General features: G+C 38.2%; 14 protein-coding genes. 6 read left to right on the forward strand and 8 right to left on the reverse strand.

Annotation, left to right across the window (positions count from 1 at the left end):
- Positions 1-13 precede the first annotated feature (13 nt).
- On the reverse strand, positions 14-232 hold the full coding sequence (locus tag ACN0TV_RS04245) for a hypothetical protein (protein WP_417360447.1): 219 nt from the start codon (positions 230-232) through the stop codon (positions 14-16).
- 247 nt (positions 233-479) lie between these two features.
- On the opposite strand from ACN0TV_RS04245, the gene ACN0TV_RS04250 reads away from it, so the two are divergent.
- From ACN0TV_RS04250 to ACN0TV_RS04265, 4 genes are read left to right on the forward strand one after another with little or no spacing between them, the layout of a single operon-like run.
- A complete protein-coding gene (locus ACN0TV_RS04250) occupies positions 480-1,049 on the forward strand; it encodes an RNA polymerase sigma factor (protein ID WP_417360449.1) in 570 nt (189 codons plus the stop codon).
- A complete protein-coding gene (locus ACN0TV_RS04255; protein ID WP_417360451.1) occupies positions 1,033-1,617 on the forward strand; it encodes a hypothetical protein in 585 nt (194 codons plus the stop codon). The genes ACN0TV_RS04250 and ACN0TV_RS04255 overlap by 17 nt, the downstream gene beginning before the upstream one ends.
- On the forward strand, positions 1,598-2,671 hold the full coding sequence (locus ACN0TV_RS04260) for a hypothetical protein (protein ID WP_417360453.1): 1,074 nt from the start codon (positions 1,598-1,600) through the stop codon (positions 2,669-2,671). Before ACN0TV_RS04255 ends, ACN0TV_RS04260 begins: the two co-directional genes overlap by 20 nt.
- Positions 2,672-2,695: 24 nt before the next feature.
- A complete protein-coding gene (locus ACN0TV_RS04265) occupies positions 2,696-3,424 on the forward strand; it encodes a head GIN domain-containing protein (protein WP_417360454.1) in 729 nt (242 codons plus the stop codon).
- An 88-nt stretch (positions 3,425-3,512) separates the two neighbouring features.
- Here ACN0TV_RS04265 and trxB read toward each other — a convergent pair whose 3' ends face one another.
- Entirely contained in the window at positions 3,513-4,481 is a 969-nt protein-coding gene (gene trxB, locus ACN0TV_RS04270; protein ID WP_417360456.1) for a thioredoxin-disulfide reductase, read from the reverse strand.
- A gap of 209 nt (positions 4,482-4,690) precedes the next feature.
- Between trxB and ACN0TV_RS04275 the strand changes: the two genes are divergently transcribed.
- On the forward strand, positions 4,691-5,134 hold the full coding sequence (locus ACN0TV_RS04275; RefSeq protein ID WP_417360458.1) for a hypothetical protein: 444 nt from the start codon (positions 4,691-4,693) through the stop codon (positions 5,132-5,134).
- A gap of 4 nt (positions 5,135-5,138) precedes the next feature.
- On the opposite strand, the gene ACN0TV_RS04280 is transcribed toward ACN0TV_RS04275, so the two are convergent.
- Positions 5,139-6,170, reverse strand: a complete 1,032-nt coding sequence (locus ACN0TV_RS04280; protein WP_417360460.1) for a UDP-glucose--hexose-1-phosphate uridylyltransferase — start codon at positions 6,168-6,170, stop codon at positions 5,139-5,141.
- Between the two features lie 25 nt (positions 6,171-6,195).
- Entirely contained in the window at positions 6,196-7,365 is a 1,170-nt protein-coding gene (gene galK / locus ACN0TV_RS04285) for a galactokinase (RefSeq protein WP_417360462.1), read from the reverse strand.
- A 71-nt stretch (positions 7,366-7,436) separates the two neighbouring features.
- Between galK and ACN0TV_RS04290 the strand changes: the two genes are divergently transcribed.
- Complete coding sequence (locus tag ACN0TV_RS04290; protein WP_417360464.1) at positions 7,437-8,141, forward strand: NUDIX hydrolase; 705 nt, start codon at positions 7,437-7,439, stop codon at positions 8,139-8,141.
- Between the two features lie 35 nt (positions 8,142-8,176).
- On the opposite strand, the gene bshA is transcribed toward ACN0TV_RS04290, so the two are convergent.
- From bshA to ACN0TV_RS04310, 4 genes are all read right to left on the reverse strand, one after another.
- Entirely contained in the window at positions 8,177-9,319 is a 1,143-nt protein-coding gene (bshA, locus tag ACN0TV_RS04295) for an N-acetyl-alpha-D-glucosaminyl L-malate synthase BshA (RefSeq protein WP_417360466.1), read from the reverse strand.
- Between the two features lie 94 nt (positions 9,320-9,413).
- Entirely contained in the window at positions 9,414-12,341 is a 2,928-nt protein-coding gene (locus ACN0TV_RS04300; protein WP_417360468.1) for a glycoside hydrolase family 3 N-terminal domain-containing protein, read from the reverse strand.
- Positions 12,342-12,443: 102 nt separating this feature from the next.
- Positions 12,444-12,929 carry an ABC transporter ATPase gene (locus tag ACN0TV_RS04305; protein WP_417360470.1) on the reverse strand — a complete coding sequence of 162 codons (486 nt, stop codon included), beginning with the start codon at positions 12,927-12,929 and terminating at the stop codon, positions 12,444-12,446.
- Between the two features lie 47 nt (positions 12,930-12,976).
- Positions 12,977-13,768 carry a (Fe-S)-binding protein gene (locus ACN0TV_RS04310; RefSeq protein ID WP_417360472.1) on the reverse strand — a complete coding sequence of 264 codons (792 nt, stop codon included), beginning with the start codon at positions 13,766-13,768 and terminating at the stop codon, positions 12,977-12,979.
- Positions 13,769-13,847: the final 79 nt, after the last annotated feature.

Here is a 13,847-nt window from a genome sequence, read left to right on the forward strand (position 1 = left end):
TTTAGGTCATCTCCTAAAAACTAATGAAATTGGTCCATTTAAACACTATGAGGGTCAGCGTGGTAAACCCCATGCTAGCCAAGACTACGCCTTGCCAAAACCCAACATTGAACCCCATTCGGATCCACAGTTTCTCACCATTGTTCTTCTTGTAGTAATACAGGGATAATATCCCAATTACTACAACATAGGTGATTAAAACAATTATGGTCATTATCAAATTATTCCTCATTTTTACCTTTAATATCTGTATTCAAATTTAGGGTGAATCAAAGCTATTGGTGGGTTTACCTTGAGAACTACAAGGATTTAGGGATTCAAAATTCAAATATCAAAAAATAAATATACAAATAATATCATTAGTATTTCCTTGATAATAAACTAGGTATAACCCCAAAAGGAGATTTTATGCGATTTTATTCATCTACAACTGTAACAATTTCCAACTAGTGCTATCTTTAAAGTAAAGAATAAACTTTTTGAGCCAACAAGAGTTACATATTGATCAACTGTTAAAAGACTGTTTAGAAGGAAAGCAAACCGCTCAACTGGAGGTTTACAACCGATATTACAAGGCAATGTATAATACAGCCTTGCGCATTGTTAAGGACTCCTTTGAAGCGGAGGATATTATGCAGGAATCGTTTTTAAACGCATTTTCAAAATTAAACAGCTACCGTGAAGAAGTCGCCTTTGGCGCCTGGTTGAAGCGGATAGTCATTAACAATAGTATTCAACATTACAGAAAATTAACAAAAGTAGAACACATTGCTTTAGATGATGTCATGTATAGGGTTGAAGACACTGAAGAAATTGTTCCAGAGGTAACTTTTACAAACTTGAAGGCTCAAGAAGTATTGCAAACAATGAAGTTATTGAAGGACAATTACAGAATTGCTTTGACCCTTAAATTGATTGAAGGTTATGACAATCAGGAAATTTGTCAAATAATGAGAATCAACGATGCCAGTTGTAGAACACTTCTCTCAAGAGCAAAAGAATCCTTGAGAAAAAAATTAAACCAGATTGCTTATGAAACCAAAAGATGACATAGAAAAATTATTTGGGAGCCTTGGGCATCAATGGGATAATGAAGAGCCAGGTAGTGGGCACCAACAACGGTTTTTGAACAAACTCGAGATGGACAACTCATCAAGGGGCGAGAAATCAAATAGGAACGTTTGGAAGCTGATTTCAATTGCTGCATCCCTGGCGTTGCTTGTAACCATCGGTGTTCAGTTTTTTCAACAGCAAAACGAGCTACAGCAACAACAAACCCAAATCACCAACAAGGAAGTTGCCGCCATGCCAATATCAGTTAGACGTACGGAGTTTTATTTTAGTGCATTAGTAGATCAAGAAATTGAAAAAATAAATAACATTTCAAGTCCAAAAACCAAAAAATTGGTAGATGATCTCAAAGCACAATTGACGAAATTAGAAAATGATTACAAAAATTTAGAAACAGACTTAAACAGCAAAGGAGACGTCAAGTTAATTCTAAATGCGATGATGATCAATTTTCAGACCCGCATAAACTTGGCTCAGGACGTGCTACAAAAAATCGAAGAAATTGAACAGTTAAAAAACACAAAACATGAAGAGCACACTATTTAAAATCGCATTATGCCTGTGGTGCATACCATTATGCGCCATCGCGAAGACCGATCCAACTTTAACTGGAAAGTACACTAAAGAAAAAACAATAAAAAAGGAGTTCAAGGTGAATTCAGACGCCCTTTTAAAATTAGAAAACAGCTATGGCAATCTCTACATCACTTCTTGGGATCAAAACACTACCACTATTGAGGTTGTGATACAAACCAGCAGTGATAGTGAAAAGAAGGCCCAAGAGAAACTCGATGAAATCAGTATTGATTTCGAGGGATCCAGTTCCATGGTACTGGCCAAAACAATATTCGATGACAGTGGTTGGGGATGGAGTAGCAAAAATGTGAGCATCAAGGTGAACTATACCGTAAAGGTTCCCAAAGACAACAAACTCGATCTGAGTAATGATTATGGATCTATTTTCCTCAATGAGATCAATGGCTCAACATCCATACAATGCGATTACGGAAGTATGGAAATAGGTAGACTTAATTCATCCTCCAACGATATTTCATTTGATTACTCCTCAGATGTTACTTTCGATTATATCACAAGCGCTAAAATTGATGCCGACTATTCAAGTTTCCACGTTCAAAATGCCGGACAAATTGATTTGGAGGCTGATTATACCAAATCAAAAATCAACAAGGTGGATAATATTAATTTCTCATGTGATTACGGAGAGGTCACCATTAAAAATGCGATCAATGTCATGGGCCAAGGGGATTATCTTAGAACCAAAATAGGTAATGCTGCCGGCAGCATTAGTCTCAACAGTGACTATGGAGACATCACCATTGAGGAAATGACTCCAGAGGCAGAAAATTTAATAATTGATGGTGATTACACCAATGTAGCGATCGGTTATAACAGTGGGTACCATTTTGACCTTATGGCAAAGCTTGAATATGCGCAATTGCGCAGCAACAACGATATTCAATTCAGCATTAAAAGAGAAAAGCCTTCATCGAGTTACTATGAGGGCTATCACGGTAGTCAAGGAAAAAACACTGTAAAGTTGAATATTGAATACGGTGAAGTACAAATAAATAAACGTTAATTTTAACTCAAAATCAATCAAAAAATGAAAAAAATTATCCTATTGAGCTGTGCAGTTCTTCTATGTCAATGGTCCAACGCACAGTGGTTCGGACAAAATAAAATTAAAGGTAACGGAAATGTAATACAAGAGAATCGCAACACGACAAGTTATGACCATATCGAATTACAAGGATTTTTCGAAGTCCAACTCGTAAGTGGAACAGAAGGGTCGATTACCATAACAGGAGAAGAAAATCTAATACCTCATATTATTACAGAGGTAAATGGAAATCATCTCGTTATCAAAACTGAAAGAGGTTATAACTTACAGCCCAGCAAAAGGACTGGTATTTTAGTTCTAGTTCCTTTTGAAAGTTTGAACCAAGTAAGTCTATCAGGTTCAGGAGACATTAGCTCACAAAATGTCATAAAAAGTACAGCGTTTAAAACAAAACTCACGGGTTCTGGGGATATACGCCTCAGTCTTGATGTAGAAATCGCTGAAACCACGCTAACAGGCTCTGGAGACATAGAACTTCAAGGGAGTGCACAAAAGGTAGTTCATCAACTAACAGGCTCTGGAGATATCGAAGCTTTCGACCTAAAAGCAGTTGATTCACAGGCAGATATTACTGGTTCAGGTGATATCGACCTCTATTGCAGTGGATCCTTAAAAGTTAGAATATCAGGTTCAGGAGATGTCACTTACATTGGCAATCCAAGCCAAGAAGATAGTAAAATCTCAGGTTCCGGAGATGTTTCCAAAGGATAAGCGTATTTTAAGTTAAATAATACACCCCTGATAAGCATAGTGTTTATCAGGGGTGTATTGTATTTTAAACTATGTTTAAGGGCTTGTTTTAAGCCTCAACCTCTTCTTTACTTTCTACGGCAGCTAGATAACGTTCCGCATCTAATGCTGCCATACACCCGGTACCTGCCGCTGTAATAGCTTGTCTATACTCTTTATCTTGTACATCACCACTAGCAAATACGCCTGGACAATTTGTTTTAGTAGATTTACCTTTGGTTATGATATAACCAGTTTCATCCATATCCAATTGACCTTTAAAGATATTTGTATTGGGCGTATGTCCAATAGCAATGAATAATCCTGTAACTTTAATTTCTTCTTTTTCACCAGTTTGGTTGTTCACCAAACGAAGACCTTCAACAACCTGATCCCCTATCACCTCTTCGATCTCTGTGAAATATTTCACTTCCAAATTAGGTGTATTTGCAACGCGATGTTGCATGGCTTTCGATGCGCGCATCTCGCCTTTACGCACCAAAAGCGTTACTTTACTACAGATATTTGCTAAATAAGTACTCTCCTCTGCTGCTGTATCTCCTCCGCCTACAATTGCCACTTCTTGTCCTTTATAGAAAAAACCATCACATACTGCACAAGCCGATACCCCACCACCCCTTAGGCGCTGTTCGCTGGGTAGTCCCAAATATTTAGCCGTTGCACCAGTTGCAATTATAATAGACTCTGCTTCCAATGTTGATCCATTATCAATCACTACCTTATGGATACCACCGTGGGTATTACTAAGCGCTACGGAAGTCACCATTCCTATACGTACTTCAGTACCGAAACGTTCCGCTTGTTGTTGAAGTTGAATCATCATTGTAGGGCCATCAATGCCCTCAGGGTATCCAGGGAAATTATCAACCTCAGTAGTGGTGGTCAACTGTCCCCCAGGTTCCATACCTGTATACATCACAGGTTTCATATCAGCTCTTGCCGCATAAATTGCTGCAGTATACCCAGCAGGACCAGATCCAATAATCAAACACTTAATTCTTTCAACTTTATCAGCCATAACTTTAATTTCTATTGATTCACTATAACAAAAGTAGCCTTTTTGCCAAAAAGCTTACAGCTAATTAATGAAAACTTATTATCACCTAATAGAAAGTATTTATGATGAAAAAAATCGATTTAAAAAATTCACACAACACACTATATTTTAAACAATTATTCGTAAATTAACATAGGTTTAATTGTTAATTTATTAAACAATTCGTTATTATGAGAAAAATAATATATCCTATCGTTATCGTGTTCGGATTGATTTTACTTTCAGCAATTCCGAATAACGACACTCAAAAAAGTTCCATTCAAGGCGTTTGGGAACTCGTAGATCGTTATACCTATGATGGCAATCATGTTATAGATACCATCGAAAATACCAATGGCTATCGTCAAATAAAAATGTATAGTAATGAAAAGGTCATGTGGACACGCTTTGTTCCTCTTGATTCGGTGGAATGGTTTGGTTATGGATCCTATTTCACCCATGATAGTTCATTGGTAGAGGTCTTAGAATATGGCTCTAGTTCCATGCTAAAAATTATAGACACCATGAGAAAATTCCAATTTAAATTGGTTATAGACCAAAATACCTATAGCCAAATCACCTTGGATAACGAAGGCAATCCAATGTTTTCTGAAAACTATAAAAGGTTAGAGTAATTCCCTAACTTTGACTGTAATGTACCCTTGGCAAATTCCTCAGGTTTTCAGCTGCAGATTCTGCAGTGATATCTCGTTGTGGGTTTGCGAACATTTCATAACCTACCATAAATTTCTTAACCTCCGCAGAACGTAGCAGCGGCGGATAGAAAGACATGTGAAAATGCCATTCTTGATGTGGATCTCCATCAGTTGGTCTTTGATGAATACCTGAGGAATATGGAAATGACGTTTCGAATAAGTTATCGTATAGCGTGGTAAGTTCTTTTATGATAGCAGCAAAGGCTGTTTCTTCTTCTTGATTTAATTGACCGATATCCTGAAAATGTTTACGCGGAATGATCATAGTCTCATAGGGCCATACTGCCCAATACGGTATTAAAGCTACAAAGTGATCATTTGTGATCAATATACGCTGATCTAGTTCGAGTTCCTGTTCCAGATAGCTCTGTAAGAGACTTTTGGAGTTTTTATTCCAGTAGTCAAGTTGTTGGCTTTGTTTTTTCAAAACCTCTTCAGGAATTGAAGATTGGGACCAGATTTGACCGTGTGGATGTGGATTACTACATCCCATAATGGCACCTTTGTTTTCGAATATCTGCACATGATTAATTCCTTCTTTAGCCCCCAATTCCAAGTATTCTTTTTTCCAAAGCTGAACGACCTCAGTGATTTGGTCAACGGTCATCAATGGCAAGGTTAAAGCGTGATTAGGAGAGAAACAGATCACCTTGCAAATGCCACTTTCAGTTTTAGCCTGCAACAACCCTTCTTGATAATCCTCTGTGCTGACCTCAGGTATTAAGGCTGCAAAATCATTTGGAAAACTATAGGTTCCCTTATAATCCGGATTGACATCACCACTTGCCCTAGTATTTGTAGGACACAAATAACAGTTTGAATCATAGGCTTTTATTTCAATTGTGCTTTTAGCATCCTCCTTCCCTTGCCATGGTCGTTTGGTTCTGTGAGGAGAAACTAATACCCATTCTCCGGTAAGTATATTAAAGCGTCTATGTGGTTTATCGTTTAACATGATCGTATCTATTCAAAAATTCGTTTTACTTAAGTATTTCTGCCCCGTCACTAAGACTGACTTCTATTGGTGTTAATTCAATGTTGAATTGCTCCCGGTAGGCTTTTGAAATCGCATCAATATAGTTGGCGGCGACATCTTTGTGCACAATATTAATCGTGCAACCACCAAATCCTCCTCCCATCATTCTAGCACCTAGGACCCCAGCTTGTGTTTTGGCAAAATCAACCATGAAATCCAATTCTTCGCAACTCACCTGATAGTTGTGACGCAATCCATGGTGGGACTGAAATAATAACTTCCCAAACACCTCAAAAAGTTCGTCCTCTAGGGCATCAGCAGCCATCAAAGTACGTTTGTTCTCTTGGATAACATAGTCGGCCCTTTCAAACATGGTTGGGGAGAGCTGATCCTTGAAAGACAATAACACCTCTTCTGGGACATCAACGAGATATTGATATTCAGGATGTTTTTTTTGTATAATAGACAAGGTAGCCTCACAATCCGCTCTTCGATTATTGTATTCACTGCTGGCTAAATTATGAGACACATTTGAATTTAGTAAAACCAGATGGTAAGGCTCTATATCTGCATTGATCATTCGATACTCCAAATTTTGACAATTAAGAAGAATCAATTGATCCTTTTTTCCTCTAACCACGGTGAACTGATCCATGATACCGCATTTGGTACCCACAAAATCATGTTCCGCATCTCTTGAAAGATGAATGATTTGATCCTTGCTAAGGCCAATGGAAAACAATCCATTTAAACCAGTTGCCATTCCGCATTCTAAGGCAGCTGACGAGCTCAACCCTGAGCCCATGGGTAATTCGCTTTCAACAATACAATCAAATCCTTGGATAGAACCTGGAGATATTTCATGAATATAATGCACCACTCCCAAAATATAATTTTCCCACTCTACTTCACTCATTGCAACGGCATCTATTGAGAACGAAAATCCATTCTCAAAATTCTTAGACCAAATATTACATAGTCTAGTACCATTTTTTCTGAAATAAAATTTAATTTTCTTGTCGATTGCTGCAGGAAGGACATGTCCCCCGTTATAATCAATATGTTCTCCGATCAAATTGATTCTTCCAGGAGATTCGACAATCAATTCCTGCACAAAATTCTCTAAATTAAGTGGTATTGCTTGTCTATTTTGAGATTGAGTTGTATTTTTCAATTTAAATATATATTTAACCAAACAAATATAATAAAAGTATATTCCACTTTTATTGCTTTTTTAAATTTTTTATGACAAATAACCGAGAATCCTACTACACAGATGTTGACAAAATGCATGTAGCCACCGATTGCATTGTTTTTGGCTTTCATCAAGAAGAACTAAAATTACTAATTTTTAACAGAAGAGTTGAACCCCATAAAGGTGCCTGGTCACTAATTGGAAGTTTTGTAAAATTAAATGAAGATGTCGCTCATGCCGCCCGAAGGGTATTACATGACATTACAGGTCTCGACAATGTATTTTTTGAGCAGTCGAAAACCTATGGACAGGCATCTCGTGATATGGGGGCGCGTTGTATCTCAGTGGCACAGTTTGCCCTTATCAGAATTGATGAGTACGATGAAGAGCTCACAGAGAAGCACGGCGCTTTCTGGTATCGCCTAGAGGAATTACCTGAGTTGGTACTGGACCACCATCAAATGGTCATAGATGCCTTAGACATCTTAAGAAGAAAGGCCAAACACCAACCAATTGGTTTTGAACTTCTGCCAGCGAAATTTACCATACCCCAATTGCAAAGCCTTTATGAGGCCATCTTTTTACGAAAATTAGATCCTGGGAATTTCAGAAAAAAAGTATTGTCCTTCAAAATATTAAAAAGGCTTAACGAAAAAGATCGTAGTTCCTCTAAACGCGGAGCCTTCTATTATACTTTTGATCACGAAAACTATGAGAAATTACTTAAATCAGGATACAACTTTGAGTTTTTATAGCCTGCATATTGCCAGGAGCCGAACTAAGTCCTATACTACAGTTGTCCTTTGATTAATTTGTTATAGGCGATTTCATAGATTTCCTCATAAAGTGGAACAACGTAATTGATATCAAAAATACTGGCCTGATTACGGGCTTGAAGTTTAAATTGCTCGAGACGCTGATCATCACTCAGGATATAGAGCGCGTTTTCAATCATCTCATCTACCGCACCGACTGGGCTCAAAAATCCACTTACACCATGTTTATTTACCTCTGGAATACCTCCTGTGTTACTAGAAATTACAGGAACCTCGTTGACCATGGCCTCTAAAGCAGCCAACCCAAAACTCTCGGTTTCCGAAGGTAAGAGGAAGAGATCGGAATAACATAAAATTTTATCTACCTCGTTGCTGTTCCCTAGAAAAGCTACTTTGTCAGAAATCCCCAATTCTTGGCACATTTCCTCTGCTTTCTCTTTTTCCGGCCCTTCACCGACCATGATAAGTCGAGCAGGCAATACTTTTTGGATCCCGTAAAACACCTTTATGACATCGTCTATGCGTTTCACTTTCCTAAAGTTACTGATATGGGTAATAATCCGTTCGTGATCAGCGGCCATGATGCTACGACCACAATCCGTAAACTGTTTTTTATACTTGCTTAAATCGATAAAGTTTGGAATCACATGAATATTTTTCTCAATATCAAAAAGGCGATTTGTATCATCTTTTAAACTCTTTGACACAGAGGTTACCACATCAGATTTATTGATACTAAAGGTAACGGCTGGTTTGTAAAATGGATGATTTCCAACCAAGGTAATATCAGTTCCGTGTAAGGTGGTAACAATTGGAATGTGCACCCCTTGTGTTTTGAGCATCTCCTTAGCCATATAAGCGGCATATGCATGCGGAATCGCATAGTGAACATGAAGGATCTCTATTTTATACAGCTTCACCATATCGACCAATTTACTCGACAGTGCGAGTTCATAAGGCTGGTAATGAAACAGTGGATACTCCGGAACATTTACCTCGTGGAAGTGAATTTTCCCGCTCAAAAGCGCCAGTCGGACAGGCTGTTTGTAGGTTATAAAATGAATTTCATGGCCGAGATTTGCCAATGCCATTCCAAGCTCTGTAGCCACTACTCCACTCCCACCAAAAGTTGGGTAACAAACAATTCCTATTCGCATAAATGATTTCTTTTAAGTCAAAATTTTGTAAGTGAGTCGCAACACGTTTCAATTCATGACAAAATTATTTAAATGCTACCCGAAGAAAACACTTTTAAGATTCGTCACTACGCATGGCATCGTATATATAGCCCTGTATATTACTTCGTATTTCTTCAGTAATTAATTTTCTATTATTCATTGTAGGATAGGTTCTGTTAGACAAAAACACATAAACCAAATTATACACCGGATCTACCCATGCGAATGTGCCAGTGAAACCACTATGTCCATAACTCATTGTGGAAACACAACCACAAGTAGGACCTATTTCACCAAGTTGAGGTTTATCAAAACCTACTCCCCTTCTGTTATTTTCCTCGCAATAATAACAACTATTATAACTTAACAAAGTGGCTTCACTAAAATAGCGCAAACCACCGTAATACCCTTTTTGAAGATACATTTGCATGATTTTCGCAACATCGTTTGCATTGCTAAAAAGTCCCGCATGCCCAGCAACACCACCTAACATGGCCGCTCCCATATCGTGAACATAGCCTTGAATAGTTTGTTGTCTAAAATAATCGTCCACCTCAGAAGGCACGATCATTCCTTTTCTATACTTCTCCAATGGATTGAAACTTGTATGATTCATCCCTAAAGAGGCATAAAAATGTTCGTTTGCAACCTTATCTAAAGGTTCATTATAATAATTCTCAAGATAGCGCTGCATGAGCAGAAAAGCTAGATCACTGTATCTATACTCTAATCTTGGTAACAATTCACTCTCTTTAATGATCTTAAATATGCTGTCCTTATAATCTTCGCGCATATAAAGATTATCTGCTACCTGGACACTGAATTTACGGCTAGGCTGCTTTTTATAATATTTATCTAGTGGTAAATTCGTCCCCTCACCTACGGTTTTTTTATAAAAAGGTATCCAGGGTGTTAAACGCGCATAATGCGTCAATACATCTAAATATTTTAAATCACTTTTATTGCTATTACGTAACTCCGGTAACAATTCACCTAGAGTGGAATCAAAATAAATTTCACCCTTTTCTGATAATTGGATTAATAAAGGTAGCGTTGCGGTAATCTTGGTCAGGGATGCAAGATCATAAATGTGATCACTTTGAACTTTATCCCCGCTTTCACCGTAAGTCGTCTTTCCAAAATTTTTGTTGTAAACGACCTTACCATCCCGAGCAACCAATATTTGTCCTCCAGGTGTCATTCCTGACTTTATCGCAATATTCATTAATGAATCCACCCTTTTAAGCGCCTTAGAACTCAGTCCAACTCGCTCAGGTATGGAATATCCCAATCGCGATAGACTATTGGTGATAAAGCCTCTGTTTTCCGGTAATTTAGCATGTGCTGTCACTGGTAGACTTCCTTTAGCGGCCAGGGCCCCAAAGATGACTTCTGCAGAGGTTTCCTGGGTAATAGGATCGTTCAAATAACTTACAATAATAGTCTCTATGTTGTCAATACTTTGTAAACCTAATAAGGCATAAGGTTTGACAAATACATCAAGAATAACTCGTTTCTCCCTTGCTATTTCGTAGAGCCATGTCTTTTCTTTATCCGTAAAGTCTGCAGCTTTCCATGGCGTCTCAGTAGATCTGTGATGTCCGACTATAACGAGGTTAAAAGGCTCAAGAGCATTAATCAAGTCTCCTAGTTCATTGGATTGTACTAGGGTAACATCAGTATACTTCTTTAGTGCATCATAGAAACTATGATGATTTCCATCCCCCATTGGCACATAGGCAATCTTTTGTTTATCCAGATTTCTAACAGGAACCAATTGATCATTGTTCTGTGCCACTGTTATGGCGTTTTCCATAACTTCTTCGTACAATAATTGATCTGAAGTTCGATTGAGATCCTTTGCTAAGTTCTTAGTAGAAACGGGGTGATAATGCTGCAGTCCTACTTTGTACTTTGCTTTCAAAATCTTTTTAACAGAATGCGCAAGTCTTTGCTCCGTGATCACACCGTTCTGATAAGCTTTTTGAAGTGTTTCCACTCCTTTTGGAACATCGGCCGATATCAATAGGACATCATTTCCAGCTAAAAATGCAGATAGATCTACATTCCCGCTTTCGGCATAATTAGCTACACCTTTCATCTCAAGGGCATCGGTAAAAATAAGGCCGTTGAATTGTAGTTTTTCTTTAAGTAGGCCATCTATGATTGCTTTCGATAATGAAGATGGAAATCCAGGTCGACTTTCCAAACTTGGTACATTCAAATGTGCCACCATTACACTAGCTAAGCCTTCTGGAATTAATTTTTTATATGGATACAATTCAACACTATCAATACGTTGTTTGCTAAAATCTACCGTAGGCAAGGTTTTGTGAGAATCTTGAGAGGTATCTCCGTGACCCGGAAAGTGTTTGGCATTTGCCAATACTCCTGCGCCCTGCATTCCTTTCATAAACGCAAGTGCTTTTTCCGTTACATTATCTCTATTTTCACCAAAAGATCTATTTCCTATAATGGGATTCTTAGGATTGGTATTGATATCCACATCGGGTGCGAAATTAATGTGCATTCCGAGACGTTTGCAATGTTCGCCAATATGTTTTCCAACCTTCTCGATTAAAGAATTATCTTTAACAGCCCCCAAAACCATATTATACGGAAAAGCAAATGTGGAATCCAACCGCATGGACAGTCCCCATTCAGCATCCATTGCCATCAACATCTTTAGCTTTGACAATTCTTGGATTTCATTGTTAAAGGCGGCTTGTCGATAAGGTCCACCTGTTGAAAAGATCACCCCTCCAACATGATAATCGGTCACTAATTCTCGTACCTTATCCAAATGTGCTTCACCTTTATCAGTAAAGGCTCTAATCATGTACAATTGCCCAATCTTTTCTTTAAGACTCAGACTACTATAGACACTGTCTACCCACTGTTGTTGTTCAAGGGAATCTTGAGTCGCTAGTGGATCTATTTGTTGTCCGTAGGATATTGTTGCTCCAAAGAACAGTAAGGTAATAAGAAAAATGTTATTCATTTTTATGCAAGAGTTTATTATCCGCCTACAACCAGTACCCTATGAAAGACAATAAGGCATCAGCACAGCGGTGCTATTAATTTAATCCCGTGCAAAAGCTGTTTAGTTCATAAACCTGGCATGCCAACTGTCCCTTGCGGGAACTTCCCAGTAATTCTGGTATTCTTCCTTATTGGTTACCAAATTGTTAAAAACAATAGTGTTTTGAGAAACGGCCTTTTGCTTGGCCATTTTTTTAAAGTCAAAAAGGGGCTTGTATGCAATGAAATCTCCTTGGCGGTAAGATACATTCATCTTATCCAGTAAATCAACATTGTATTGTTTTTCTAATAGTTGTATAAAACGCACAGAAGCATCAATAGAGCAACCGCTTGGCACATTAAATTCCTGATCCAAAGCAATGACTAAAAATCGCTTATAGCGGACCTCATAGGAAGCTTTAAGGTTTGCACCATGGGCAGTCCATTGTGTTATAAAGTCTTCTGATTTATTTTTGATTTGTTCGATTTCTTCTTCCGTAAAACTCCTGTTGGCTTGATAAATCCACACTCTGGCAGTATCGGAAAGTTCATTAAATTCAACAAACATTTTCTTTTTCAATTTAAATTATTCCTAATTCAAGCCTAATCGCTCTGCTACAAATCTTCGGCATCGGCCAATAGCTCTGCAACATCCATCACTTTTATCGCTGTCCCTTTTTCCTTAACTTTTACACCATCGGTAAGCATGGTGTTACAGAAAGGGCAACCCGCAGCAATAATATCGGCTTTCACATCCATGGCTTGTTCGGTTCGGGCGACATTGATTTCCTGATCCCCCTTTTCAGATTCTTTAAACATTTGTGCGCCACCAGCTCCACAACAAAGACCTCTGCTTTTACAGCTCTTCATTTCTACCAATTCGGCGTCCAATTTTTCGATCAATTGACGAGGAGCTTCATAAACATTATTTCCTCTTCCTAGATAACAAGGGTCGTGAAAGGTAATACGTTTACCCTTGTACTTTCCTCCTTCGATGGTTAGTTTTCCCTCCTCTAATAAGGAGCGTAAAAACTGGGTATGGTGTACCACCTGATATTGCCCTCCTAAGGAAGGATATTCATTTTTAATGGTGTTAAAGCAGTGAGGACAACTCGTTACGATCTTTTTAATCTCATAACTATTGAGAACTTCAATATTGCTCATAGCCTGCATTTGAAAAAGCATTTCGTTTCCAGCACGTTTGGCTGGGTCACCAGTACATCCTTCTTCGGTACCCAACACAGCAAAATTAACTCCTGCCTTATTGAGTAACTTGACAAATGCTTTGGTTATACGTTTTGCGCGATCGTCAAAACTACCGGCACAACCTACCCAAAACAATACATCAGGAAATTTCCCTTCCGCGGTCAACTCTGCCATAGTTGGCACCTTTATAGAATTACTCATCTGTACTTTAAATTTGTGTATTCACTACTTTAACACCACTGTACGATTGCCGCACTTTTGGTGAAAGTACAGCATTTTA

Origin of the sequence: Galbibacter sp. (genome assembly GCF_048266365.1) — a bacterium.
In the GTDB taxonomy this organism is placed as follows: domain Bacteria; phylum Bacteroidota; class Bacteroidia; order Flavobacteriales; family Flavobacteriaceae; genus Galbibacter.

Coding starts and splice junctions, on each gene's coding strand:
- ACN0TV_RS04300 (WP_417360468.1), bottom strand. CDS start 12,341: ATGAATAACATTTTTCTTATTACCTTACTGTTCTTTGGAGCAACAATA.
- ACN0TV_RS04255 (WP_417360451.1), top strand. CDS start 1,033: ATGAAACCAAAAGATGACATAGAAAAATTATTTGGGAGCCTTGGGCAT.
- ACN0TV_RS04310 (WP_417360472.1), bottom strand. CDS start 13,768: ATGAGTAATTCTATAAAGGTGCCAACTATGGCAGAGTTGACCGCGGAA.
- ACN0TV_RS04280 (WP_417360460.1), bottom strand. CDS start 6,170: ATGTTAAACGATAAACCACATAGACGCTTTAATATACTTACCGGAGAA.
- trxB (WP_417360456.1), bottom strand. CDS start 4,481: ATGGCTGATAAAGTTGAAAGAATTAAGTGTTTGATTATTGGATCTGGT.
- ACN0TV_RS04245 (WP_417360447.1), bottom strand. CDS start 232: ATGAGGAATAATTTGATAATGACCATAATTGTTTTAATCACCTATGTT.
- bshA (WP_417360466.1), bottom strand. CDS start 9,319: ATGCGAATAGGAATTGTTTGTTACCCAACTTTTGGTGGGAGTGGAGTA.
- ACN0TV_RS04260 (WP_417360453.1), top strand. CDS start 1,598: ATGAAGAGCACACTATTTAAAATCGCATTATGCCTGTGGTGCATACCA.
- ACN0TV_RS04290 (WP_417360464.1), top strand. CDS start 7,437: ATGACAAATAACCGAGAATCCTACTACACAGATGTTGACAAAATGCAT.
- ACN0TV_RS04275 (WP_417360458.1), top strand. CDS start 4,691: ATGAGAAAAATAATATATCCTATCGTTATCGTGTTCGGATTGATTTTA.
- ACN0TV_RS04305 (WP_417360470.1), bottom strand. CDS start 12,929: ATGTTTGTTGAATTTAATGAACTTTCCGATACTGCCAGAGTGTGGATT.
- ACN0TV_RS04265 (WP_417360454.1), top strand. CDS start 2,696: ATGAAAAAAATTATCCTATTGAGCTGTGCAGTTCTTCTATGTCAATGG.